The organism is Lysinibacillus phoenicis, assembly GCF_047238325.1.
GTDB lineage: Bacteria > Bacillota > Bacilli > Bacillales_A > Planococcaceae > Lysinibacillus > Lysinibacillus irui.
In genome coordinates this window covers 2628275-2652500 of sequence record NZ_JBDFMP010000002.1, presented here as the reverse complement: position 1 = coordinate 2652500, position 24226 = coordinate 2628275, and the positions used below count along the sequence as shown (strand labels likewise).

Sequence of the window (24226 nt, the reverse complement as noted above, 5' to 3'; positions counted from 1 at the left end):
CGAAAATGTATCGGGGCTAAACGATTCACCGAAGCTGTGGATTGACATCTACGATGTCAGTGGTAGGAGAGCGTTCTAAGTGCGTTGAAGTCAGACCGGAAGGACTGGTGGAGCGCTTAGAAGTGAGAATGCCGGTATGAGTAGCGAAAGACGGGTGAGAATCCCGTCCACCGTATGACTAAGGTTTCCTGAGGAAGGCTCGTCCGCTCAGGGTTAGTCGGGACCTAAGCCGAGGCCGACAGGCGTAGGCGATGGACAACAGGTTGATATTCCTGTACCACCTCCTCACCGTTTGAGAAATGGGGGGACGCAGTAGGATAGGGTAAGCGCGCTGTTGGTTATGCGCGTCCAAGCAGTAAGGCGTGTGTGTAGGCAAATCCGCACACTGTAACGTTGAGCTGTGATGGCGAGTCCGTATGGACGAAGTTCCTGATTTCACACTGCCAAGAAAAGCCTCTATCGAGGTGAGAGGTGCCCGTACCGCAAACCGACACAGGTAGTCGAGGAGAGAATCCTAAGGTGTGCGAGAGAACTCTCGTTAAGGAACTCGGCAAAATGACCCCGTAACTTCGGGAGAAGGGGTGCTCTTGAGCGTGCAAGCGCATGAGAGCCGCAGTGAATAGGCCCAGGCGACTGTTTAGCAAAAACACAGGTCTCTGCAAAACCGTAAGGTGACGTATAGGGGCTGACGCCTGCCCGGTGCTGGAAGGTTAAGAGGAGTGGTTAGCGCAAGCGAAGCTGCGAATTGAAGCCCCAGTAAACGGCGGCCGTAACTATAACGGTCCTAAGGTAGCGAAATTCCTTGTCGGGTAAGTTCCGACCCGCACGAAAGGCGTAACGATCTGGGCACTGTCTCAACGAGAGACTCGGTGAAATTATAGTACCTGTGAAGATGCAGGTTACCCGCGACAGGACGGAAAGACCCCGTGGAGCTTTACTGTAGCCTGATATTGAATTTTGGTACAACTTGTACAGGATAGGTAGGAGCCAGAGATCTCGGAGCGCCAGCTTCGAAAGAGGCGTCGGTGGGATACTACCCTGGTTGTATTGAAATTCTAACCCATGCCCCTTAGCGGGGCAGGAGACAGTGTCAGGCGGACAGTTTGACTGGGGCGGTCGCCTCCTAAAAGGTAACGGAGGCGCCCAAAGGTTCCCTCAGAATGGTTGGAAATCATTCGTAGAGTGTAAAGGCACAAGGGAGCTTGACTGCGAGACCTACAAGTCGAGCAGGGTCGAAAGACGGGCTTAGTGATCCGGTGGTTCCGCATGGAAGGGCCATCGCTCAACGGATAAAAGCTACCCCGGGGATAACAGGCTTATCTCCCCCAAGAGTCCACATCGACGGGGAGGTTTGGCACCTCGATGTCGGCTCATCGCATCCTGGGGCTGTAGTCGGTCCCAAGGGTTGGGCTGTTCGCCCATTAAAGCGGTACGCGAGCTGGGTTCAGAACGTCGTGAGACAGTTCGGTCCCTATCCGTCGTGGGCGTAGGAAATTTGAGAGGAGCTGTCCTTAGTACGAGAGGACCGGGATGGACACACCGCTGGTGTACCAGTTGTCTTGCCAAAGGCATCGCTGGGTAGCTATGTGTGGACGGGATAAGTGCTGAAAGCATCTAAGCATGAAGCCCCCCTCAAGATGAGATTTCCCATTACGCAAGTAAGTAGATCCCTCAAAGACGATGAGGTAGATAGGTTCGAGGTGGAAGTGTGGTGACACATGGAGCTGACGAATACTAATCGATCGAGGACTTAACCAAATTGTTTGAAGCATTCAATGTACCGTTTATCCAGTTTTGAAAGAATAATCTTTCAAAAAAGAGAGCTTCAAGACACAAGTAGAACAAGGAAGCAACCGAGTGATTGAGGGAGCGTACTAATGTACGTGACTGATTGAGCGAGAGCAGCTGACGCAGTAATACGCCGTGTATTGAAGGTCGAACATAGTCTAGTGATGATGGCAAAGAGGTCACACCCGTTCCCATACCGAACACGGAAGTTAAGCTCTTTAGCGCCGATGGTAGTTGGGGGCTTCCCCCTGTGAGAGTAGGACGTCGCTAGGCAATTAAAAGACCAGAGAAAATATTCTCTGGTCTTTTTTGATACCTTAAAATTCAAGAGCACTTCTAAGATTATTAATATATGATTGGCTCACAGGTAATTCACTTCCGTCAATTAATGTAACAATAAAGTTTGATGTTAGGTCTCGTGCCATTTTTTTTATAAAATAAATATTTACAATATAGGAACGATGAATGCGAATAAAGTAGGTCGGTAATCTTAATTGAAGTTCTTTGAGTGTAATATTCGTTTTAAACTGTTCTTTTTCTACATAAAACCATGTTTTTTTCTGCAAGCTTTCTATATGAGATATTCTATCGATTGCTACTGGCTTCCATTCCTCCTCCTGCTTTCCTGTTAAAAACTGAAATGGTTCAGTTTTTTTCTTGGTGAAGGTGGACGGTAAGACAACGACCAGTGCAGCTGGTTTATGATCAATGTATATTGGATAACCCATACCGTAATATGGCGTATCGAATAAGGAATTATCTAATATGGCATCTGTTTTTTTCTGAGTCCGTAGCACTTGCTCCGCAATACTCCCTGGCATCACTTGTTGTCCGATCTCTAGATGAATATTTTGATGGCCTGAGTGAAAGTAAATATAAGAATTATCAACTGCAATTGCAAAGGATGAATCGGCTGGTACCCAGTCTTGCATCATTAAAATATATTGTTGTGAAATATCTTTTGCAAATGAATTTACCTCATTGTTCATTGTAACATCCCCCTTGTTTGTAAACAGCCTTCCAAATTTCATCGTTTAAAAAGGTAGTTTTATCCTGAAATTCCGATATTTTATCAAAAAATAGTGAAAATTTAAACACTCTGTTATATATTAATTTACAACAAATAAACCTGTTATGGAACAGTGAATTAAAAGTTTTTTAACAGAGTATATTGTACACAAAGGGGAAGGTGGAATTTCAATATGTCAACTCGTCAAGAAAGAATCGAAGCTTTAGAAAAACAATGGGCTGAAAACCCACGCTGGGCTGGTATTGAGCGCACATATTCAGCTGAAGAGGTTGTTAAATTACAGGGCACAATTGTACTTGAACAAACATTAGCCCAAAAAGGCGCTACTAGACTTTGGAATTCGTTACATGAGGAACCGTTTATTAATGCATTGGGGGCATTAACGGGTAATCAGGCAGTGCAACAAGTAAAAGCCGGATTAAAGGCTATTTATCTATCAGGCTGGCAAGTAGCTGCGGATGCAAACCTTTCTGGACAAATGTATCCTGATCAATCTTTATACCCTGCTAACTCTGTACCAGCAGTAGTAAAACGTATCAATCAAGCACTACAACGCGCCGATCAAATTGATCATGCTGAAGGTCGTGTCGATCAATTTGATTGGTTCGCACCAATCGTCGCAGATGCAGAAGCAGGTTTTGGTGGTCCTCTAAACGTGTTTGAACTTGTAAAGGGCATGATTGAAGCTGGGGCTGCTGGTGTTCACTTAGAAGATCAATTAGCGTCAGAAAAGAAATGTGGGCATCTAGGCGGTAAAGTTTTACTTCCAACACAAAATGCTATCCGTAATTTAATTGCTGCTCGATTAGCAACAGATGTTATGGGTGTAGATACAATTTTAATTGCTCGTACGGATGCAGATGCTGCAGATATGGTTACTTCAGATATTGACCCACGTGATGCGGAGTTCATAACTGGTGAACGTACACCAGAAGGTTTCTTCCGTACAAAAGCTGGTATTAAACAAGCAATTGCTCGTGGATTAGCTTACGCACCATATGCAGATTTAATTTGGTGTGAGACTTCCAAACCATCACTTGAGGAAGCTCGTGAATTTGCTGAAGCAATTCATGCTGAATTCCCAGGTAAAATGCTTGCGTACAATTGCTCACCTTCGTTCAACTGGAAAGCAAATCTTTCAGAAGAAGAAATTGCAGAATACCAACGAGAACTTGGTAAGTTGGGTTACAAATTCCAATTTGTTACGTTAGCAGGCTTCCATGCACTTAACCACTCCATGTTTGAGCTTGCACATGATTATAAAGATAATGGTATGGCTGCATATTCTAAACTACAGCAAGCTGAATTTGCTTCTGAATCCAAAGGGTATACAGCTACACGCCATCAACGCGAAGTAGGTACTGGATATTTTGATGAAATTTCTCAAGTTATTTCTGGTGGTACTTCTTCTACAACAGCAATGGCAGGCTCTACTGAAACTGAACAGTTTGTTTAAGTAACATTTTATACGTGTTTTCCTAAATTCATAATCATAGAATAGTCTCCTCCGTTTCTCCTAAAACGGAGGATGACGAAACTAAAATTGCAAAGGTGGGTAAACAACTAATGGAACAAGCAACAACAGGTAAGCTTAAAATTGTTGGAGAACAGAACGAGCAAACAAAAGAAATTTTAACACCTGAAGCTCTTGATTTTGTTCTTGCCCTGCATGAAAAATTTGATACTCGCCGTAAGGAGTTGTTGGATGCTCGTCAAGAACGCCAAAAACGACTTGATGCGGGAGAAAAGCTTGATTTCTTAGCAGAGACGAAGCATATTCGTGAAGGTGATTGGACAATTGCACCACTTCCAAAGGACCTGCAAGATCGCCGTGTTGAGATTACAGGACCTGTTGATCGTAAGATGGTTATTAATGCTTTAAACTCGGGAGCAAAAATGTTTATGGCATGTTTCGAGGATGCTTCTTCTCCGACATGGGAAAATATGATTGGTGGTCAAATTAATATGCGTGATGCTATTAATAAGACGATAGAATTTTCACAAGCATCCAATGGTAAAACGTATAAATTAAATAAAGAAACAGCAGTGCTTTTAGTTCGTCCACGAGGTCTACACTTGCTTGAGAAACATGTTCTTGTCGATGGAGAGCCGATTTCAGGTAGCTTCTTTGATTTTGGTTTATATCTATTCCATAATGCAAAAAATGCGCTAGCGCAAGGTACTGGTCCATATTTCTATCTGCCAAAGCTTGAAAGTCATTTAGAGGCTCGTCTATGGAATGATGTCTTTGTATTTGCCCAAGATTATATTGGCATTCCACAGGGAACAATAAAAGCTACTGTACTAATTGAAACGATTTTAGCGGCGTTTGAGATGGATGAAATTTTATATGAGCTACGCGAACATTCAGCTGGTCTGAATTGTGGACGTTGGGATTATATTTTCAGTTATATTAAACGTCTTCGCAATCAAGCTGATGTTATTTTGCCAGATCGTGGGCAAGTAACAATGACCGTACCGTTTATGAAGGCCTATACGTCTTTATGCATACAAACATGTCATAAGCGTAATGCACCAGCAATGGGGGGAATGGCTGCACAAATTCCTGTTAAAAATGATGATGAGGCGAATGCTATAGCGTTTGCGAAAGTGGCAGAAGATAAACGTCGTGAAGCAACAGAGGGGCACGATGGTACTTGGGTAGCACATCCTGGTATGGTTGCAACTGCAATGGAGCAGTTTGATGCCATTATGACAACACCTAACCAAATTCATAAAAAACGTGAGGATGTACACGTAACTGCAGAAGATTTAGTAGCGGTGCCAGAGGGAACAATTACGCTTGAAGGTCTTCGTATTAACTGTAGTGTCGGTGTACAATATATTGCTTCATGGCTACGGGGTAATGGTGCTGCACCAATTAACAACTTGATGGAGGATGCTGCAACAGCAGAAATTTCTCGTACGCAAGTATGGCAATGGATTCGTCATCCAAAAGGAATCTTAGATGATGGACGTGGTATTACGTTAGCATTTGTCCTAGAAATATTGGAAGAAGAGCTTGTGAAAATTAAAGAGGCTGTTGGGGAACAAGCTTATAGCAGTGGTCGCTACATTGAAGCAGCTGAACTGTTTAAATCCTTAATTGAGCAAGATGAATTTGCGGAATTTTTGACACTTCCAGGATATGAAAAATTAGCATAAGACATAAATCTACTATCAGCATATTTCAACTTTCCTAATTCCACTAACATAGCGTGACGGGGTCTGTTCCCCGTTTAGGCTAAAGAGATGAGCACGATTGAATTAAAGGGATCTACTAATAAAAGTAAAGAGATTTTAAAGGGGTGAAAGATCTCTTACTAGCTTTGATGGGGAGCTTGTAAGGCATCTTTTATTAGGGGAATCCGCGTTAATATGGTAACGCGGATTTTTTCTATATTAGTTTACGATAGCAAGTACAAAGCCGTCATAGCCTTTTACACCAACTGTTTGTATAGCTGTTGCCTCAATTCTAGGTTCCTCTTTTAGTAATTCCATAAATTGCTGAATACCGCGTACACGTTCATCCTCACTATTTTTATCAGTTATTGCACCATCACGTACTACATTATCTGCAACGATTATAGCACCTAAATGAGCTAATTGTATGGCCCACTTCAAGTAAGCGGGGTTATTCGGTTTATCAGCGTCAATAAAAATAAAGTCAAATAAGCGCCCTTCATTTTTTAAATCTGGCAATGTTTCTAATGCGTTTCCAACAATAACCTCAATTTTTTCCTCATAACCTGCATTCTCGATATTTTTCCTTGCAACCTTTGCGTACTCTTCATTAATTTCTAAAGTAACTAGTTTACCTTCTCGAGGAAGAGCTTGGGCTAAGCAAATACTGCTATAACCACCAAGTGTGCCAATTTCTAAAATATTTGCTGCGGCTTTCATTTTGGCTAATAAATATAATAGTCTCCCTTGCGTAGGAGATACATCGATCTCTGGAATACTTGCAGCTTTATTCGTCTGTAGTACAGCATTAAGATGTTTGTTTATTGGGAGGAGCTTATCCATAAAATAATGATCTACATTTTGCCAAACATTCATCTCTGTCATCATACAGTCCTCATTTCTTTAATTTATACGTGCAAGCTTGCAAATAAAGTGTATGATAGAATGAATCATAATAAAAATATATTCTAATTATTTATGTATAACTTTAGATTATGAGTAGGAGTAAAATCATGAATATTCATGGCTTAAAATTGTTTTATCAAGTTGCAACTACAGGTAGTTTCACAAAAGCTGCAGAAATATTACGTATAAGCCAGCCCGCTGTTTCGAGTCAAATTAAACGATTCGAACATGAAATAGGAGTACAGCTTTTTAAGCAACAGGGACGAGGGGTAGTTCTCACAGAATTTGGTGAGGCACTAGCGGAGAAAGCTCAAAATCTTATCGCCCTTGAACATCATATTGAAACATTTATAGAAGAATACCGGCTTGCAAAGGCAGGAAATTTACATATAGTTGCTACCTACCTGCCAGCAAATTTTCTAATTCCAAAATGGGCTGCTCACTTCAAGGCTGTAAATGAGCATGTCAATTTAATGATTACAACGACCAATACAAAGGATGCCTTTGAACAACTTATTCATTATAAAGCGGATATTGCTATTTACGGGGGAGGAATGTCCGAAAGACCTAAAGAAATAGAGTGGGAGGAGCTTTATGAAGATGAATTATGGTTTGTCGTGTCTCCAACTCATCGCTATGCACACCAAAACATTACCTTAGTTGAAATGTTTCAGGAGCCGTTTATTATGAGAGAGGAAGGAAGTTCGATGAGAGAGCATCTTTTTTCACTATGCCAAACATATCAGGTGAAACCTCCGAACATTGCGCTTCAATTTAATGGAATTAATGAAACAATTCGATCGGTCATGGCGGGTTATGGAGCGAACTTTATTTCTTCTCTTGCAGTTAGAGAATATGTAGAGAATGGGCAATTGGCTAGGGTTTATGTTAAGGATATCCATGCTATTAAACATAAAATTGCTATTTGTACGAGGAACAATGAAAAGCATAACTTGCTTGTACAAAAATTTATTGAAACCATCAAGAGTTCTCCTATTTGATATGTACATCATGCATAATAGTAGGAAATTTGTTATACTAGTTATATAACAATATGGAGCTGATAAACATGTTCATTCAAATAGAGCCACAATCGGACGTACCTATTTATGAGCAGGTGACACGTCAAATCATTGAAGGCATTGCAAGAGGTGAGATGAAGCCAGGGGATACCCTACCATCTGTTCGGAGTTTAGCTGCTGATTTAGGTGTAAATATGCATACTGTTAATAAGAGCTATCATGAATTAGAAGCCAAAGGTATTATAGTTATTCGGCCAAAATCGGGAGCTATTATAAGTTCTACAGAGGAGCGAGCTTTGACACCTGAGCAATTACAACAAATCGAAAAGAATTTGAAGCCTGTTGTGGCAGAAGGTATGGTGCTCGGCGCAACAGCAGAACAAATTGAGCACATGATGAAAAAGGTGTTCGCTGAATTGCAAATACCAGCAGAGGGAGTGTAGCACAATGCTACTTGTTGTTTTTATAACGATCTACATCATGACATTAGCTTTGCAATTGGTGGTTCCTTATATTGTGCGAGATACTATTGTTTTTGGGGTCACTGTACCAGATCAAAATATTATGCACCCCGTCTTAGCTAAAATGAAAAAGCAGTATGTTCAATTAGTGGGGGGCACTGGAATAGTATTCTTACTCATTATGATTATTAGTTACAATTGGTTAGCCCCTTCTGAATCGATTCAAAGTATCGTTTTATTAAGCTGTCTATTTAGCATGCTTACGGTCAGTATGGTGCTGTACTGGATAAGTCATCAAAAGGTATCAAGGCTGAAAAAGCAGGAACAATGGGGCGTAAATATTAAGCAAGTACGTGCCGTTGATTTAACTGCGCGAAGCCGTGATGAAATGCTACCTTGGTCATTTTTTGCTGTACCTTTAGGAATTTCAGTATTTTTAATCATTTACACAATGCTCCATTACGACCAAATGCCGAATGATATAGCTGTACATTGGGGGCCAAGTGGAGAAGCGGATGAGTGGAGGAAGAAGACGTATTTTACGGCTATTTCGTTGCCGCTTGTTATGCTAATGATGCAATGTATGATGTGGGGAGTTAGCGATTCCATTAAACGTTCTGCAATTAAGCTGGCTGTCAATCGCAAAGAACAATCATTAGAGGACCAGCTAAAAACTCGAAAATATATGAGCTGGCATATATTGTTGATTAGCTATGCTTTAACCATCTTATTAACAGTGTTACAACTAAGCAATATCTATCCCTTCATGACTGTAGGCTATAAGCTATTGCCAGTCTTTATTTCGTTTTTAGTTGTACTGTTTGGTTCACTATTTATTTATATTGTGAAAAAGCATAAACATAAAGTACGCTATGAAGAAAATATTGATTCACAAGTAATGGATGTAGATGAAGATAGGTATTGGAAGGGTGGCTTAATTTATATTAATCGACAGGATCCTTCCGTTTTTGTGGAAAAACGCTTTGGAGTAGGGTGGACGATGAACCTTGCGAATCCTAGAGGTTATATTTTCATTGGTCTGCCTTTTGTGTTATTGCTGTTGATTTCAATTTTTTCGTTATAAAATAATAGTAATTTGTAGGGGGAAAATTCGTTCCATGTGAACGGATTTTTTCTTATTACTGGAGGTAGGCAGATGAAAATTCTTGTAGTCGATGACGATATTCATATTTTAAAACTAGTTACAATTTATTTAACAAAGGAAGGTTATCAAGTGTTACGTGCAGAAAATGCTGAGCAGGCACTAGCATTACTTGAAGGAAGTCTACCTGATTTAGCTGTTGTAGATGTAATGATGCCAGGAATGGATGGTTTTACACTAACTGAGACTTTAACACAAGATTATGACATTCCAGTCTTATTATTAACAGCGAAAGGCGAGTTAGAGGATAAAGAGCGAGGCTTTTTAGCAGGATCAGACGACTATGTTGTAAAGCCCTTTGAACCAAAAGAGTTATTATTTCGCATAGCAGCTATATTACGGAGATTGGATAAGAAAAATCAAATAACGATTCAAGTTGGAAATATAGTGATTGATCGCCGAAGTTTTGAAGTTGTAATAGGAGAAGATACTCTTATTCTTCCTTTAAAGGAATTTGAATTACTGGCCTTATTGGCGTCACGGCCCCATCAAGTGTTTACGCGTAGCTATATTATGGAGCAAGTATGGGGCTATGACTATGATGGAGACGAGCAAACGCTGAATACACATATGAAGCGGATTCGCGAAAGAATAAGTAGGTATGACACTGCTGTTGAGATCACAACAGTGCGTGGTGTGGGCTACAAGCTAGAGGAAACAACATGAAGACTTTATACAGTAAATTTGTAGTGACGACAATGCTTGTCATGATTGGTAGCTTATGTATTGGTTTTTTAGCGACGAATACATATTATCATCAAGTGGTAAAAGAAAAAAATGATGCAAAAAATGTTACAATAGCTCAGGATATTGCGCAATATATTGAAACGGCCAATCCAGAGGATTTAGATCATTACTTGATGACACTGGGCAAAGTTGGCTATCAAATATATGTAACATCAGGTGAGGAAGGGCAATTTTTTGGTGGAGAATATCGAGATAAAACATTGTCAGCATCTGTTGTTGAACGTGTTTTAAATGGAGAAGTCTATCATGGAATGCGAGATTTTCCAAAGGAAACTTTTGTAACAGGCTTTTTTGCTAATGAACTAATTAATACAATTGGTGTGCCATTTACATATGAAAAAAGGCCATACGCATTGTTCATAAGACCTGATATTCGTTTATTATTTTCTGAGGTGCATACGATACTTGCTGGATTAATGCTCGTTATGACCGTATTGAGCCTATTAGCTATGCTAATGTTTGCTAAAGCATTAATTCGTCCAATTACAAAGCTTACAGCTGCAACACAACAGCTTGCACATGAAAAGTTTGACACTGTTTTAGACATTGATCGTGCGGATGAAATCGGTCAATTAGCGGCTAGCTTTAATACGATGACAGAGAAATTACAAGAAAATGATCGTTTGCGGAAGGAATTTATTAGTAATGTATCACATGATTTTCAGTCTCCTTTGTTAAATATTCAAGGCTATGTAGATCTCCTTAAAAATCCTTTGCTAACTGAGCAGGAAAGACAGGAATATGCAGGGATCATTGAATTAGAAACAAAGCGTCTATCTACATTAACCAAGCAATTATTATTACTAACATCGCTGGATCAATCGACAAGAATGGTAAAACGGGAACGATACAGCTTAGACGAACAACTGAAAGAAACAGTACGAAAATATCGTTGGCAAATAGAAGAGGCACAGCTGCAGATATCATACAAGCTAGATCCAATTCATTATGATGGCGATGCAGGACTTTTGCAAAATGTGTGGGATAATTTGTTGACGAATGCTATTAAATATAATGTAAACGGTGGGCAAATACAAATCCAATTACAAAAGAAAACTACCTCACTAGAAATCCTTGTGGAGGATAACGGTAGAGGCATGACTGCTGATCAATTAGCTAAAGTATATGATCGTTTTTACCGAGGTGACGCCTCTAGAACCACGCAAGGAACGGGGCTAGGACTGGCGATTGTCAAACAAATTATAGAGCTCCATGGAGGCACTATCCATATGGAAAGTGCAATAGATGCTGGTACAAAGGTAACTATTGATTTACCCATTTTGTCATAAGGAGTTCATGTAAAGTTCATGTTCACACGATAAACTGCTACTTAGTTGAAACAAGCTTAGGGGGAGTTTATCGTATGGAACAAAAGTGGAGTATACGCCTTATTCGATTAGCAGCCATTTTTGCCTTAATCGGAACATACTTAGGTTCACATATGTCAGGTTCGGGTAGTTATGAGTATAGACCGATACATGCACATATTTTACTTGTTGGTTGGCTGAGTATGTTTGCGTGGGGTATTTTTTATCGAGTTTTCAAAGTTAAATCACAAAAATTAGTAACCATACATGGATGGACAGCTATTCTTGGTGTTTTAGGATTAACATTAGGCATGTGGTTTTATAATATAAATCCATTTAATTTTAGTAGCACGTTTACATTAGTCTTCTTTATTGTAGGTGGAACTACGCTATTAATTAGCTTCGCTTTATTTATTGTCGTTACATTCATGATTAATCAAAAAGTGGATATGAAAAAATAATGAAACCTACCGTGTCACGATTTGTGAAGCGGTAGGTTTTCATGTTTATTGTATAACTACTAGAGATTTTTTCAGCCATTTTGAAGCTCTTGGTAATCTTGTGCACCATATCCCTTTTCTTGCTTACCAAGTTTGTTTTTTCTTAAATGAATCGTGACAAAATTCGACAGAGAGATAACACGATAGTTAAACAATTTACTGTTCCTACAATAATATATGAGGGTTTAATCGGAGAAATATCGATATTATTGATATGTTTTGATGGGATTCATCAGTTGAATTGTTGCTGTTACATGATACTATTTGATATAAGGGAAATTCGTCTAAGGAGAGCCTGTCAGCCTATAGATAGGGGATCGAAATAATGAAAAATATTGTAGCTATTATTCCAGCTTATAATCCACAACAATCACTTATTACTTATGTACACCAATTATTAGCAACGACCATTACACAAATAGTTATTGTCAATGATGGGAGTGATCAAAAATATAATGAGCTTTTTGAAGATCTAATGAAAATAGATCGTTGCCAGGTACTGCAGCATAATGGCAATATAGGCAAAGGGGGAGCACTTAAGACGGCCTTTACCTATTTACGGAAACAATCGAGAATGTATCATGGCGTCCTTACAGTAGGGGCACATGGCCAGCACACATTACAAGACGTGAAGCTTATTTTAACAATGACAAGGGTGTTTTCTGAAGGTATTGTATTAGGTGTACGTAACTTCCATTCCGTTGATAGTACGTTTCTTTCTTATTGGGGAAACCGTGCAACAAGCCTCTTTTTTGAGCTGCTGTATCATCGAAAATTAATGGATACGCAAACAGGTCTGCGATATATTTCGATAAATGAGCTGCCTTGGCTGATGAAAGTAAAAGGTGAAAAGTATGACTATGATACAAATATGCTAATTGCAGCACTTAAAAGAAAGTGTCCGATTTTTGAGGTAGAGATTGGGCAATTACGTGTAAAAAAGAATACGATTATTCATTACGATGAAATTACAAATGCAGGAACGTTAATTACGAGAATGCTTATGAATTATTTAAAACCAAGGAATAGTAATAGCTAGGTTTAAATTCGAAATAATAAGCTAGGATAAAGATTAATGATAAATATAGAACGTAGCGAGTTTAGAATAAAGGAGCAATGGAAATGGAATATTCAGATCAAGTGAAAAATCGTGTAAAGCGGATGGAAGGTCAGCTACGTGGGATTCTGAAAATGATGGAGGAAGAAAAGGACTGTAAGGCAGTCATTACACAGCTATCAGCAGTAAGGTCTGCTGTAGATCGTACAGTTGGTGTTATTGTCAGTACAAATTTATTGGAATGTGTACAAAATGCTGAAGGAGATGGCGAAAAAATGAATGAGGCCATTCAGGAAGCAGTTAATTTAGTTGTGAAAAGTAGGTAACAGTTATGAATTTGTAGTATGAATAGAATCATAACTTAAAATATACAAATATTAGCAAGCGCAATTGGACCCTTAAGTGAGTTCTTTGTGCTTTTTTTGTATATAATGAAAAGAAGACGGTTGGAGGTGAGGAATTTGTGGAAGAAATTAGCCATTATCGCCATTATTGTTATTTTTATTGATCCCATTTATTCTGCTGGTAAAGCGGTTGTACAGCAGGTGGTGGATTGGACAAATAATGATGAAATTGAAACTATGCTTCTTTCAACAAAGGAGAAAATTGTGGATGTTACTGCTAGACTTTCAGACAATGCCTCAATTGAAACAGCCATACCCATAGAAGATGTACATGAAGCGGAGGTAGCCCCAACAGCTCCACCAATTAAGAAACCAGAAACGAAGTTAGTCGTGACGAATGCCAAGGAAATGGCGGATGCGATGTATTCATATTATAGTAGTTTTTCACCGAAGTTTGAAATTCAATACAAAGGAAATACCCAACGAATTGAACAAATTGTAGAAGAGGCCTACAACAATGCGATTAAACGAGATGACTATGTTTATGGGCATATTAGTAAACATTCAATCCGATATGAATATGGACGGAATAAGGCTACTGTTTTTGGAGAACAGAGCTATTTAATGACACCAGAGCAGGCAGCATATGTGGAGATGAATGTTCAAGATATTATCGCCAAAATAAGTAAAGAATCGATGACAGAAGTAGAAAAGGTACGAGCTGTCAACGACTATATTGTTGCCAATACTTCTTATACGGATCAAACAAATTCAAGTCCGCATAGTGCTTATACGGTTCTTGCTGAGCATGGAGGGGTATGTCAAGGCTATGCTTTACTCGCACATTCAATGCTTCAAAAACTGGGCATTGAAACGAAATATATCGTAGGTTATGTCGGTCAAGAGGGACATGCGTGGAATTTAGTCAAACTAGATGGTCAATGGTATCATCTCGATACGACATGGAATGATCCAGTACCTGATCGCAAGGGAGCTATACGTTATCAATACTTTTTGGTAGATGATCGCACAATGGCGAAAGATCACTCATGGATAGCTGAAGACTATCCAAAGGCAACTAGTACACTTTATAATAACTATCATGATATGGATTTTCCAGCACAGGTTGGAGATCAGTTATTTTTTAGTAATATCTCTGATAATAATAAGCTATATGTATTTGATATAAAGACCGGTAAGACGAAGCGTGTCACAGATTCTCGCGCACAATACATCGTTTATTCGGATGGTTGGCTCTATTTTAGTAATTATTCACGAGGGGCATATTTAACGAAAATTCGTCCAGATGGCAGTGGGGAGCAGGTATTAAATAGAGAGGAAACGAAAGATTTATTTGTGAAGGATGGCTATCTATATTTTACAACAAATGAATTAAAGAGAATGGCACTCTAATTTTTCGGTATAAGAAAAGGGCAATGACTTATAAACAGTCATAGGCCCTTTTTGTTCGTTCAATCAGATAAGTAATAGGTTGATGCTGACAAAGCGTAATAGAAATTTGAGGATATGTTAAGGCAATTTGTTCTGAAAAGGTTTTTAAAATGAGTGGATTATGCTTAATGGCGCCTCCATTACAATAAAGTGAAAAAGGACCATTCTGATAGCCAATTTTTTTTACCACGGCACTTGCTAGAAGGGCTAGTTCATGAGCAGCTTGTTGCGAAATGTGAATGGCACAAGCATCTTCTTGTTCGACTGCTTTAGCCACAAAGGAGCCCATCTTAGCCAATTGTGCATTAGTATAAGAAGGCTGAAATAACCATTCCGCTAGCTCAGTTATATCTTGGATACCTAAAGAACGATAGACAGCATCTTTTAATAAGGTTGGTTGACCACGCCCATCTTCCATTTTAAATATAGCCCTTATAACCTCTTGCCCTAACCAATAACCACTCCCCTCATCCCCAGCTCGATGTCCCCATCCCCCAGCACGAACAATTTGCTGTCCATCATAGGCATAGGCGATGGCTCCAGTGCCAGCAATGAGTAATGCACCTGCCTGTCCAGCAGTCACACCAAGTAGAGTAGCTTCTGCATCATTTTCAATAATCAGTGTATCAATTTGTAGCTGTGCGGCCGCAAGAGCCTTGTGAACGATTGCCGTTACCGTTTTATGATCTTTAGGAGAATCAATACCAGCTAAAGCAAAGGTTGCTACAGCAATTTGTGAACGGGGGAATTTTTGCAAAAATGTTTTTATATTTGCTAAAAGTCCCTGTAATATTGCTGTAGCGGATTCGACACCAATTGCTTGATAATTAGACCCCTTAGTGGATGTAGAATAAGGAATGTCACCAGATTCCGCATGAACTAATGCACATGCTGTTTTTGTCGCCCCACCATCAACAATCAGAAGCCATTTCTTCATTGATTCCATTCCTCTAGAAATGTTGATAAGATTTTTTCCGCTTCGATAATGCCATTTTCCTTTAAGCGTACCCATTCATAAAGGGTATGAGTATTCATCTTTGAACGTTCTAGAGCTGCTTTCATAGTGGCTGGAGCTGGACCACCTGGTAATGTTCGTACACCAACGAAAGATTCTGGTTTTAATGTCTTATAAAAGTCCTCTTCTGTAATAGTTAATTCTTTTCCTGTAATTAATTTAGATTGGGTATTAGCAAGGCCCCACGTAAGGCTTGCTAGCGATTCCTCGCCATGAGCAAGTAAAACTTTTATACATTTACTAACAATACTATGTGCTTGTCGAAACGAGATTCCTTCCGAACGTACTAACGTATCAGCAAGTTCTGTAACATTGGCAAAGCTATTTTCCGCACGACTTCTTAACTTTTTCTTATTGACATCCATTGTGACAACGAGAGAACCAAATAATTTGTAAATACCTAGTAAGCGATCGATGGCACGCCATAAATAAGGCTGCATGTCATCCTCAGTATCGACGATATCTCCGAATGGTGTATTATGTACCATCTGTAATACTGTGCCCGCATCGCCAACAACAGCAGATAGTAATGAGCGTGTATGCTCTATGGAAACAGGATTACGCTTTTGAGGCATAATAGAGCTAATTTGTACATACGGACTTGCTAGAGTAAATGCGTTAAACTCCTGTGTAGCCCATAATAAAAAATCCTGAGATGTACGACCAAGATTTAGCGCAGCAAGCTGTACAATACTTGCAGCTTCTGCAATGTAGTCTGCACCTGCAACAGCATCCCACGCATTTTCGATAATGTCATCAAATGCCAGTAATTCACGCATACGTTCTCTACTAATATTAAAGCCTGTCGTCGTTAAGGCAGCTGCTCCCATACTACTACGATTGACAGTTTTATAGACATGCTGCATTCGCTCAAAGTCACGCTCAAGCTGATCAATAACAGCTTTTAAATAATGGGCAAAGGTTGTAGGCTGAGCCTGCTGAGTATGTGTGTAGCCAATCATGATCGTATCCACATGTTCCTCTGCAGCAGCAATTAAATCATCACGTAATGTTAGTAACTCACGCATTAATAATAATAATTTTTTTCTTAATGTCATTCGATAGATGGCGATGCCCATATCATTCCGACTTCTACCAATGTGAAGATTTCCAGCAACATCACCAGCAAGCTCTATTAATTTATTTTCAATGCGGAAAAATAAATCTTCGTATTGGGGACTGTAATCCTCTAAACGATAATAATTTAAGTCTATTTTTTTTAGAGCCGCCCCAATCTGTTTCGCTTCATCTTTTTTTACAAGTCCTTGTTCTTCTAACATTTTTAAATGTGCAATATTAATTTGTAGCATAATGGATAAAAAATTTTTTTTCGCCTCATCATAAGCTGGCTGTAAGACAATTTTTCGATAGATGTTAGAAGGAAAGATCATCCCATCCTCAAGCTGTGTTTTGTTGCGAAAATCTTCAAACATTGTAATGGCCCCCTAATAGATGGCAGCTAGATGGCTGTACCAGCACTGCCCTTTGATAATTTTTCAGAAATAATAAGGACAACTAAAATTAAGCAAATTTGTAAGACACCATAAGCACAGGCGGTCCCAAATTTAAATGCATATAATTTTTGGAAGATTGCTACAGACAATGGAATAGTGGATGTACTATAAATTAGAATGGATGCAACAAACTCACCGAAGCTTTGTACGAGGGCTAAAAGTGTCCCTGCTAATATACCGGTGAATGTTAAAGGAACGACAATACGTCTAAATGTATACCACCAATTGGCGCCTAAGCCACGAGATGCCTCTTCAATCGATTGATCTAGTTGTACAAGAGAAGCGGATGTCGATCGAAAAACAAGTGGTAAATGTCGAATAAAATAGGCTAATGGTAAAATCCAAAATGTACCGATCAATACTTGATTAAAGCTAAAAATACTTTCGGTACTAAAGGCAGCGATTAAATTGACTGCAACTACTGTCCCTGGTAAAGCCCAAGGCACCATAATCAAAATATCGAGTAATGTTTTCCCTTTAAAATTTAAGCGAACCATCGCATACGCTGCGGCTACACCAAAGATAATATTGCCGATTGTTGCGACGACACCCATTTGTATTGAATTCCAAATAGGTCGCCATGTGCGTTCGTCAGTAAAAAGGGCAATATAATGATCAATTGTATAGTCTGTTGGAAGAATTTGTGTCTTCCAAGCACCGTCAACAGAAAAGGATATCAATATCAGAACTAAAATCGGTAAAATTAATATTAATGTGCCAACAAAAGAGGCGATGGTTGCCAAAACTCTTATTTTCTTAGAGGATACCTCTGAACGATGAACACTAATTCCCTTACTGAGATTTTGATAATTTCTCCGATTTTGATACCAACGCATAATGATTAAAAAAGTAATAGACACAAAGGATAAAATCATCGACTGAGTTGCAGCCATCTCAAGATTTCCATTCGTTCGAGATAAATAGATTTGCATCGTCATTGTGCGTTCTACACCAAACATTAATGGAGCAGTATAAGAAGCCATTGAAATCATAAACACTAATAAGGATGAGGCGACAATGGAAGGTGTTAGCATCGGCAAAATAACCTTTGTCCATACGCGAATACGGCCTGCGCCTAAACTTGTTGCAGCCTCTTCTAGAGCAGGATCTAGCCCCTTAATTGCAGCCGAAGCGGTTAAATAAAAGTAGGTATACATCGTGAATGTATGGACGACGATAACTCCCCAAATGCCTTTCAATGAAAATGGTACATGATCTAAACCAAATAAATGCTGAAAGATTCGAGGGAAAATACCACTATCCCCGTACAAGAAAGAAAAGGATAACACACCCACTAGGGGAGGAAGAGCCATAGGAACTAATACTAAAATGGACAGGATCCGTCTACCTGGGAAGTTATAGCGTTCAAGTAAAAAGGCCATCGTTACCCCAACAATTGCGCAGCAAATGACACTAATAATGGAAATGTAGATACTGGTCCATAAAGCCTCTAAGTTTGCAGGGCTAGCTACATTAAAAAACTTCTTATAATGAAAGAGAGCCTCATCACCAGCAAAGCTTTGAATAAACGTTTGATAGAAGGGATAAACCACGTAGGCGAACAACACTAAAAATAGTGGCGCTATTAACACATAGACAAACCAATTGGATTGAAAAATTCGTGTCCAGATACTTTCGTGAGGGGCATTGATAGATTGTTTTTCCATATTGGCTTCCTCCTATTCTCCTAAAAAATATAGTGAGTCATGCGCAATATTGATTGTAATGTCTTCACCGAGCTTTTTTATGTGGTCATAAGAATTGATAATCATTACTTTGAGTGAAAATGCAGTAAAATCCACAATGTAATTCACGCTTATACCTGTAAATTCAACGAAGGTAATTTTCCCTGTTAAGGTGTTATCACCAACACCTAAATGAATAGATTCCGGACGAATTGAAATAAATACTTTGTCTCCAATCATATGCGTTAAAGTTGGAGAGCTTTGTTGCTTTCGCCCAGTAAAAATATGTCCATTGGCTGTTTTCACTTTTATATCTTCGTCATTTATTTCTTGTATTGTGCCTTCGATTAAGTTGGTTTCGCCAATGAAATTTGCTACAAAGCGATCTACAGGCCGATTATATATTTCTTGAGGAGTTCCAATCTGCTTGATATGGCCATTCTCCATGACCATGATTCGATCAGACATAGCCATTGCCTCCATTTGATCATGCGTAACGTAAATCGTTGTCACACCAAGCTCTGATTGAATTCGTTTGATTTCAATACGTGTTTCCTCACGCAATTTGGCATCAAGATTGGATAGAGGTTCATCGAGTAATAAAATGTCTGGCTCAATTACTAGTGCTCTAGCTAAAGCAACTCGTTGCTGTTGCCCACCAGATAGTTCGTTGATTTTTCTGTTGCCATAAGCGGCTAAATGTACTTGTCCTCTAATTCGATCAACTTTGTATTGAATCTCGGCCTTCGAAAATTTACGAACTTGTAAACCAAAGGCAATATTTTCATCAACCGTCATATGAGGGAATAGAGCGTAATTTTGAAATACCATACCGATATTCCGTTTATTTGGTTGAAGTCGAGAGACATCTCGCTCATCAAAAAAAATTTTACCTTTAGAAGGGTAATAAAAGCCTGCTATCATTCTTAAAGTAGTGGTCTTGCCGCAGCCACTAGGTCCGAGAAAAGTAAAGAACTCACCTGCTTTGATTTCCAGGTTTAAATCTTTCACACCATACATTTGGCCAAATTGCTTCGAGACATTTTCGATGTTGACACTTCTCAATGATAAACTCCTCTCTAACAAAGAATCCAGATGATACAGAAAGGTAAAAATTCGCTGCATAAGCCGAATTTTTACCAGTTATACTATTTGCCGCGCCCTTTAATATTGTTATCCCAATACTCCATCCATTCGGCTTCTTTGTCAGACATTAGCTGCCAATCTATATCGAATGTTTTTAAATCTAACTCCTGATACCATTCAGGCATAGAGGCTTTATCAATGTCAGAACGTGTAGGAATTTGATAATAATCATTCGCTAACTGTGTCACCATTTCCTTTTCAAATAGGAATTCTACAAATAGTTTTGCATTCTCTAAGTTTTTCGCATTATTTACAACGGCTACACCATCTACTAAAATAGGTGCTCCACTTTTTGGATAAATATAATCAAAAGGATAATCTGTCGTATATTTCTTTAATAAAATATCTTGAAGATTCCATAAGGAGACACTGCCTTCTTGACGTGTTAGCTTTAAATACAAAGCATTAGGATCCTGTGTATACTCTTTTGTATTTGCGTCTAATTGCAATAACCATTCATAGCCTTTATCTGGTGAATTGGCATCTTGTCGTACAATCATAGAGGAATAAATCGTACGCATTGTCCCTGATGCAAGCACGCCGCGGATTAAAATTTGATCCTTCCATTTAGGATCTAATAGGTCATCCCAGTCCTGTGGTCCTGTTTCTTTTGTCAGTAGATCACTGTTAATCATGATGACTTCTGGTAGCAACATCTCGCCAAACCAACGTCCATCGACATCTTTATGGGCAGCATCAATGGCATTGATAAAGCTAGGCTGCCAAGCATGCAGTAGGTCTTCATTTGCCCCAACCATGAGTGCTGATTGAGTACCACCCCACCAAAAGTCTGCCTGTGGATTGGCCTTTTCACCACGGAGGCGCTCCAAAATTTGCTGTGCCCCCATTGTTAAAAACTCCGCTTCAATGTCTGGATATTTTTCATTAAACTGATCGATCACATTTTGCACCATTTCCTCATCGCGACCTGTGTAAATCACAAGTTTTCCTGATGGCGTCGTAGCTGTTACTTCTGTCTTGTCGCCATCAGCGTTTTTGTCGTTATTTGCTGAATTACTTGTGGAATTTTGCTGTTCCTTGCCGTTACAGGCAGTTAAAACCAAGAGCAGAAAGATAAGGAAAAGACTAAGAATATGGTGTTTTTTCATCAACTTCCCCCTTCTTAAAGTAAGTTACTTGCATATTGCAGTATAATACGAAGGGATATCATTAATGTTAGAATTATTTAAAAATTAAACTTACCTTCATCATAGCGAAGCACCAATCCATTAGCAACGGCATTTTGTAAAGTTAAAAAAACTCCTTGAAAAGGAGTATTCCATTTTCAAGGAGTTTTTTTGACTATTTAAGAATGTACCTCTAAGAAGCTATCTTTTTGTCGACGTTGTGCAACAATCGTTGGTAGCATCATACCTGCAATAACGAGAAGAATCCCGATGATTTGTATAGCTGTTAAAGGTTCATGTAGCACAATAACAGAAACAGTAACTGCAACGGGTAATTCAATGGCACTTAAAATTGAAGCAAGTGCACCACCAATTTGGGGGATGGCTATTGAAAATAAGTATATCGGTAATATGATACCGAAAAGACCAAGGGCTAGTCCAAATTTCCATAAGCCTTGCATAAATAACTTGCCGTTCCAAATAACCTCAGGGCTAAGGAAAATACTTATCATAATAAGGGCTATAAAGGAAACGATTAATACCCTTGATGTTGTTGTAACGCCTTCGACAGGTCGAGAATTGAATTGTATGAAGCAGGCAAAGGTGACGGCTGCCGCAAAGCCGAATAGCCATCCTTGGATAGGGATGCCGCTTAAATCTACATTTAATACACCTGCCGCTAAAATAGTTCCTACAAATAAAATAATGATCGAAATCACTTCAGGGCGACTTGGTAAACGTTTATGTAGTGCACAATCAATCAGCAGACCAATCCATGTAAATTGGAATAGCATGACTACTGCAAGAGAAGCGGGAAGATACTTTAGCGATTCCCCGTATACGATACCTGTCGTCCCAGTAAAAATACCAGCACAAATTAATATAGCTAAGCCTTTTCTGGGGGGCTTTGGTAATTTCCTGTCTGTAAAAATAAAAATAGCTACTACGAGTATAAAGCCAATAATATATTGACTTGATACAGCCTCTGCTGATGTAAAGCCATGTTGCATGGCTACTTTGACAATAGTCGACAAAATACCATAGCTACTAGATGCAATAACGATCAAAAGAGGGTAAAGAAAATTTGTTTTCATATTTTCGTTGTTCACTTCCTAAAACTGTTTCACCATATGATGAAATGGTTCGTCAATTATGGACCATGGCTCGGTAATAACAAAACCTAAACGCTCATAAAGACGGCGTGCATCTTCTTTTTGAGTTTCAACATTTAGTGATAACTTTTTATAACCACGCTGCTTTGTAAGCTCTTCCGCAAACTGTAATAGCAAGGTTCCGATTCCTTTGCCTCGTGCTTGGGGTGATACACATACAGTATCGATATAGGCCTCATCTTCATGGGCTTCTTGATCAATAATGATAGACGGTGCATTTTTTTCTTCTAGCCATTTAACAAGGTTAGCATCCATGTCAACGGCTTGTGCGCCAAAATAATAAACGAGAATCCCTAAAATTTGCTCACCTTCAGTTGCGACAAAGGTATTTAAATAAGAATGTCGATTGTCGTCACGTTGAAAAAGAATTGTCAGCTCTTGACTAACGGCTTCGGACGATTGCTCGCCAGTTAAGCGATTTGCAATATCACCAATTGCATCGATTATTAGAGGCACAACAGCATGGGCATCATCTGGTTGCGCTTGTCGAATTGTAATACTCATCTTGAAAATCCCTACCTTTCTATAGGCAAGTATAACAAAGATAGAGAATGACTCAAATTTTCAGATATGCTCTTCAAAGTTAAACCTTTATAGAATGACAATTTTCGTGTTAATCTATAATGACTAGACTTTCAGGAGGACAATCATGACAAAGCAAGAGAAGGATTTTATTTTAGTCTATGGAGATGCTTTTATTGACTATATTGCTGATGATGTAACAAACACATCATTTACTAAATATATGGGTGGCGCAACGGTTAATGTTGCAGCTGGTATTAGCCGTATTGGAGCGCCATCAGCCTTAATTACAATTACCGGAGATGACGAGGGTTCTCAATTTGTGCGTGATGGACTTGCACAAGAGGGGGTAAAGCTAGATTATGCTATATTTAATCCGGCTAAGCGAGTAAGTGGTGTATATGTTCATCTAACAGAAGCGTGCGAGCGAATTTTTAAAGATTATGTCGATGAAACACCGGACTTACAAGTCGAACCATCACAATTAAATGAAGCAGCCTTTAAACACGCCTCAGCTTTAACAGTATGTTCAGGTACTATGTTCCATCCAACAGCACTTGCTACAACTCGAGCTGCTGTAGAAATGGCAAAGGACAAGGGTGCAATTATTGCGATGGATGCGAATATTCGCCCCTTACGCTGGAGTAGTGAGGAAATTTGCCGAGAAACAATAACGTCATTTTTTGAAGATGTAGATATTTTAAAGGTGACAGATGATGAATTATTCTTCCTGACAGAGACAACGAGCTTAGAAGAAGGTATTGAACAACTAAATAGCTATCTTGTCCCTATTATTCTAATCACAGTAGGAGAAAACGGAACTTACGCCGTGCTGAATGGTGAGGTTATCCATGTACCTACTGAGAAAGTAGTGCCAGTGGATACTACAGGTGCAGGAGATGCATTTATGGCAGGTGTATTACGCGATGTCCATTACAATGGCTTACCTACGACGAAAGAAGAACTAGTTCGTTGTACAAGCTTTGGAAATAAATTAGGGGCATTTGCTGCTACGAAAGCAGGGGCATTAACCGCTCTACCGTATTATGAGGATATTAAGCATTTACTGAAATAAACATATGGAGT

The 24226-nt window shown here is 39.2% G+C and carries 22 protein-coding genes and 2 rRNA genes (1 of these 24 only partly in view); 14 read left to right on the top strand and 10 right to left on the bottom strand.

Going from position 1 to position 24226, the window contains the following annotated elements:
- Together ABC382_RS14630 and rrf are read left to right on the top strand one after the other, a co-directional pair.
- Positions 1-1758 (top strand): 23S ribosomal RNA (locus ABC382_RS14630) (it extends 1169 nt beyond the left edge of the window).
- A 187-nt stretch (positions 1759-1945) separates the two neighbouring features.
- Positions 1946-2061 (top strand): 5S ribosomal RNA (gene rrf, locus ABC382_RS14625).
- 44 nt (positions 2062-2105) lie between these two features.
- Here rrf and ABC382_RS14620 read toward each other — a convergent pair.
- Positions 2106-2777, bottom strand: coding sequence for a LytTR family DNA-binding domain-containing protein (locus ABC382_RS14620; RefSeq protein WP_274795191.1), 672 nt, complete (start codon positions 2775-2777; stop codon positions 2106-2108).
- 213 nt (positions 2778-2990) lie between these two features.
- Between ABC382_RS14620 and aceA the strand changes: the two genes are divergently transcribed.
- Complete coding sequence (gene aceA, locus ABC382_RS14615) at positions 2991-4274, top strand: isocitrate lyase (RefSeq protein ID WP_274795192.1); 1284 nt, start codon at positions 2991-2993, stop codon at positions 4272-4274.
- Between the two features lie 110 nt (positions 4275-4384).
- Positions 4385-5983, top strand: coding sequence for a malate synthase A (gene aceB, locus ABC382_RS14610; RefSeq protein ID WP_322612078.1), 1599 nt, complete (start codon positions 4385-4387; stop codon positions 5981-5983).
- A 237-nt stretch (positions 5984-6220) separates the two neighbouring features.
- Here aceB and ABC382_RS14605 read toward each other — a convergent pair whose 3' ends face one another.
- Positions 6221-6886: an O-methyltransferase gene (locus ABC382_RS14605; protein WP_409264045.1), complete on the bottom strand. Its 666-nt coding sequence runs from the start codon at positions 6884-6886 to the stop codon at positions 6221-6223.
- A gap of 128 nt (positions 6887-7014) precedes the next feature.
- On the opposite strand from ABC382_RS14605, the gene ABC382_RS14600 reads away from it, so the two are divergent.
- The 6 genes from ABC382_RS14600 to ABC382_RS14575 all read left to right on the top strand — a co-directional run bounded on the left by ABC382_RS14600 (position 7015) and on the right by ABC382_RS14575 (position 12067).
- Complete coding sequence (locus ABC382_RS14600) at positions 7015-7908, top strand: LysR family transcriptional regulator (RefSeq protein WP_274795195.1); 894 nt, start codon at positions 7015-7017, stop codon at positions 7906-7908.
- Between the two features lie 68 nt (positions 7909-7976).
- A complete protein-coding gene (locus tag ABC382_RS14595; RefSeq protein WP_274795196.1) occupies positions 7977-8372 on the top strand; it encodes a GntR family transcriptional regulator in 396 nt (131 codons plus the stop codon).
- A gap of 4 nt (positions 8373-8376) precedes the next feature.
- A complete protein-coding gene (locus ABC382_RS14590; protein WP_322612080.1) occupies positions 8377-9474 on the top strand; it encodes a DUF1648 domain-containing protein in 1098 nt (365 codons plus the stop codon).
- Between the two features lie 72 nt (positions 9475-9546).
- A complete protein-coding gene (locus ABC382_RS14585) occupies positions 9547-10218 on the top strand; it encodes a response regulator transcription factor (RefSeq protein WP_322612081.1) in 672 nt (223 codons plus the stop codon).
- Complete coding sequence (locus ABC382_RS14580) at positions 10215-11588, top strand: HAMP domain-containing sensor histidine kinase (RefSeq protein WP_322612082.1); 1374 nt, start codon at positions 10215-10217, stop codon at positions 11586-11588. The genes ABC382_RS14585 and ABC382_RS14580 overlap by 4 nt, the downstream gene beginning before the upstream one ends.
- A gap of 74 nt (positions 11589-11662) precedes the next feature.
- Positions 11663-12067 (top strand): hypothetical protein, encoded by a 405-nt coding sequence (locus tag ABC382_RS14575; protein ID WP_274795201.1) that lies wholly within the window; start codon positions 11663-11665, stop codon positions 12065-12067.
- 71 nt (positions 12068-12138) lie between these two features.
- On the opposite strand, the gene ABC382_RS14570 is transcribed toward ABC382_RS14575, so the two are convergent.
- On the bottom strand, positions 12139-12261 hold the full coding sequence (locus ABC382_RS14570; protein WP_312507184.1) for a hypothetical protein: 123 nt from the start codon (positions 12259-12261) through the stop codon (positions 12139-12141).
- 170 nt (positions 12262-12431) lie between these two features.
- Between ABC382_RS14570 and ABC382_RS14565 the strand changes: the two genes are divergently transcribed.
- From ABC382_RS14565 to ABC382_RS14555, 3 genes are all read left to right on the top strand, one after another.
- Entirely contained in the window at positions 12432-13145 is a 714-nt protein-coding gene (locus ABC382_RS14565) for a glycosyltransferase (RefSeq protein ID WP_322605226.1), read from the top strand.
- A gap of 83 nt (positions 13146-13228) precedes the next feature.
- Positions 13229-13489 carry a metal-sensitive transcriptional regulator gene (locus ABC382_RS14560; RefSeq protein ID WP_004233098.1) on the top strand — a complete coding sequence of 87 codons (261 nt, stop codon included), beginning with the start codon at positions 13229-13231 and terminating at the stop codon, positions 13487-13489.
- Positions 13490-13624: 135 nt separating this feature from the next.
- Positions 13625-14920 (top strand): transglutaminase domain-containing protein, encoded by a 1296-nt coding sequence (locus ABC382_RS14555; protein ID WP_322605225.1) that lies wholly within the window; start codon positions 13625-13627, stop codon positions 14918-14920.
- 28 nt (positions 14921-14948) lie between these two features.
- Here ABC382_RS14555 and ABC382_RS14550 read toward each other — a convergent pair whose 3' ends face one another.
- The 7 genes from ABC382_RS14550 to ABC382_RS14520 all read right to left on the bottom strand — a co-directional run bounded on the left by ABC382_RS14550 (position 14949) and on the right by ABC382_RS14520 (position 23122).
- The gene (locus ABC382_RS14550) at positions 14949-15896 is read right to left on the bottom strand and encodes an N-acetylglucosamine kinase (protein ID WP_274795204.1); all 948 of its coding nucleotides are present in this window, start codon (positions 15894-15896) and stop codon (positions 14949-14951) included.
- On the bottom strand, positions 15893-17407 hold the full coding sequence (gene argH, locus ABC382_RS14545; protein ID WP_322605224.1) for an argininosuccinate lyase: 1515 nt from the start codon (positions 17405-17407) through the stop codon (positions 15893-15895). The genes ABC382_RS14550 and argH overlap by 4 nt, the downstream gene beginning before the upstream one ends.
- 26 nt (positions 17408-17433) lie before the next feature.
- Complete coding sequence (locus tag ABC382_RS14540; protein WP_274795206.1) at positions 17434-19155, bottom strand: ABC transporter permease; 1722 nt, start codon at positions 19153-19155, stop codon at positions 17434-17436.
- A 12-nt stretch (positions 19156-19167) separates the two neighbouring features.
- Positions 19168-20238, bottom strand: coding sequence for an ABC transporter ATP-binding protein (locus ABC382_RS14535; RefSeq protein ID WP_274795207.1), 1071 nt, complete (start codon positions 20236-20238; stop codon positions 19168-19170).
- Between the two features lie 83 nt (positions 20239-20321).
- Positions 20322-21428, bottom strand: coding sequence for an extracellular solute-binding protein (locus ABC382_RS14530; RefSeq protein WP_322612083.1), 1107 nt, complete (start codon positions 21426-21428; stop codon positions 20322-20324).
- Between the two features lie 197 nt (positions 21429-21625).
- Positions 21626-22540: an EamA family transporter gene (locus tag ABC382_RS14525; protein WP_322612084.1), complete on the bottom strand. Its 915-nt coding sequence runs from the start codon at positions 22538-22540 to the stop codon at positions 21626-21628.
- Positions 22541-22558: 18 nt separating this feature from the next.
- The gene (locus ABC382_RS14520) at positions 22559-23122 is read right to left on the bottom strand and encodes a GNAT family N-acetyltransferase (protein WP_274795210.1); all 564 of its coding nucleotides are present in this window, start codon (positions 23120-23122) and stop codon (positions 22559-22561) included.
- 145 nt (positions 23123-23267) lie between these two features.
- On the opposite strand from ABC382_RS14520, the gene ABC382_RS14515 reads away from it, so the two are divergent.
- Positions 23268-24215 carry a carbohydrate kinase family protein gene (locus ABC382_RS14515; protein ID WP_274795211.1) on the top strand — a complete coding sequence of 316 codons (948 nt, stop codon included), beginning with the start codon at positions 23268-23270 and terminating at the stop codon, positions 24213-24215.
- Positions 24216-24226 lie beyond the last annotated feature (11 nt).

Bases quoted from the DNA above. Each gene is read 5' to 3' on its own strand.
- ABC382_RS14620 (WP_274795191.1), bottom strand. From the start codon at position 2,777: ATGAACAATGAGGTAAATTCATTTGCAAAAGATATTTCACAACAATAT.
- aceA (WP_274795192.1), top strand. From the start codon at position 2,991: ATGTCAACTCGTCAAGAAAGAATCGAAGCTTTAGAAAAACAATGGGCT.
- aceB (WP_322612078.1), top strand. From the start codon at position 4,385: ATGGAACAAGCAACAACAGGTAAGCTTAAAATTGTTGGAGAACAGAAC.
- ABC382_RS14605 (WP_409264045.1), bottom strand. From the start codon at position 6,886: ATGACAGAGATGAATGTTTGGCAAAATGTAGATCATTATTTTATGGAT.
- ABC382_RS14600 (WP_274795195.1), top strand. From the start codon at position 7,015: ATGAATATTCATGGCTTAAAATTGTTTTATCAAGTTGCAACTACAGGT.
- ABC382_RS14595 (WP_274795196.1), top strand. From the start codon at position 7,977: ATGTTCATTCAAATAGAGCCACAATCGGACGTACCTATTTATGAGCAG.
- ABC382_RS14590 (WP_322612080.1), top strand. From the start codon at position 8,377: ATGCTACTTGTTGTTTTTATAACGATCTACATCATGACATTAGCTTTG.
- ABC382_RS14585 (WP_322612081.1), top strand. From the start codon at position 9,547: ATGAAAATTCTTGTAGTCGATGACGATATTCATATTTTAAAACTAGTT.
- ABC382_RS14580 (WP_322612082.1), top strand. From the start codon at position 10,215: ATGAAGACTTTATACAGTAAATTTGTAGTGACGACAATGCTTGTCATG.
- ABC382_RS14575 (WP_274795201.1), top strand. From the start codon at position 11,663: ATGGAACAAAAGTGGAGTATACGCCTTATTCGATTAGCAGCCATTTTT.
- ABC382_RS14565 (WP_322605226.1), top strand. From the start codon at position 12,432: ATGAAAAATATTGTAGCTATTATTCCAGCTTATAATCCACAACAATCA.
- ABC382_RS14560 (WP_004233098.1), top strand. From the start codon at position 13,229: ATGGAATATTCAGATCAAGTGAAAAATCGTGTAAAGCGGATGGAAGGT.
- ABC382_RS14550 (WP_274795204.1), bottom strand. From the start codon at position 15,896: ATGAAGAAATGGCTTCTGATTGTTGATGGTGGGGCGACAAAAACAGCA.
- argH (WP_322605224.1), bottom strand. From the start codon at position 17,407: ATGTTTGAAGATTTTCGCAACAAAACACAGCTTGAGGATGGGATGATC.
- ABC382_RS14540 (WP_274795206.1), bottom strand. From the start codon at position 19,155: ATGGAAAAACAATCTATCAATGCCCCTCACGAAAGTATCTGGACACGA.
- ABC382_RS14530 (WP_322612083.1), bottom strand. From the start codon at position 21,428: ATGAAAAAACACCATATTCTTAGTCTTTTCCTTATCTTTCTGCTCTTG.
- ABC382_RS14525 (WP_322612084.1), bottom strand. From the start codon at position 22,540: ATGAAAACAAATTTTCTTTACCCTCTTTTGATCGTTATTGCATCTAGT.
- ABC382_RS14520 (WP_274795210.1), bottom strand. From the start codon at position 23,122: ATGAGTATTACAATTCGACAAGCGCAACCAGATGATGCCCATGCTGTT.
- ABC382_RS14515 (WP_274795211.1), top strand. From the start codon at position 23,268: ATGACAAAGCAAGAGAAGGATTTTATTTTAGTCTATGGAGATGCTTTT.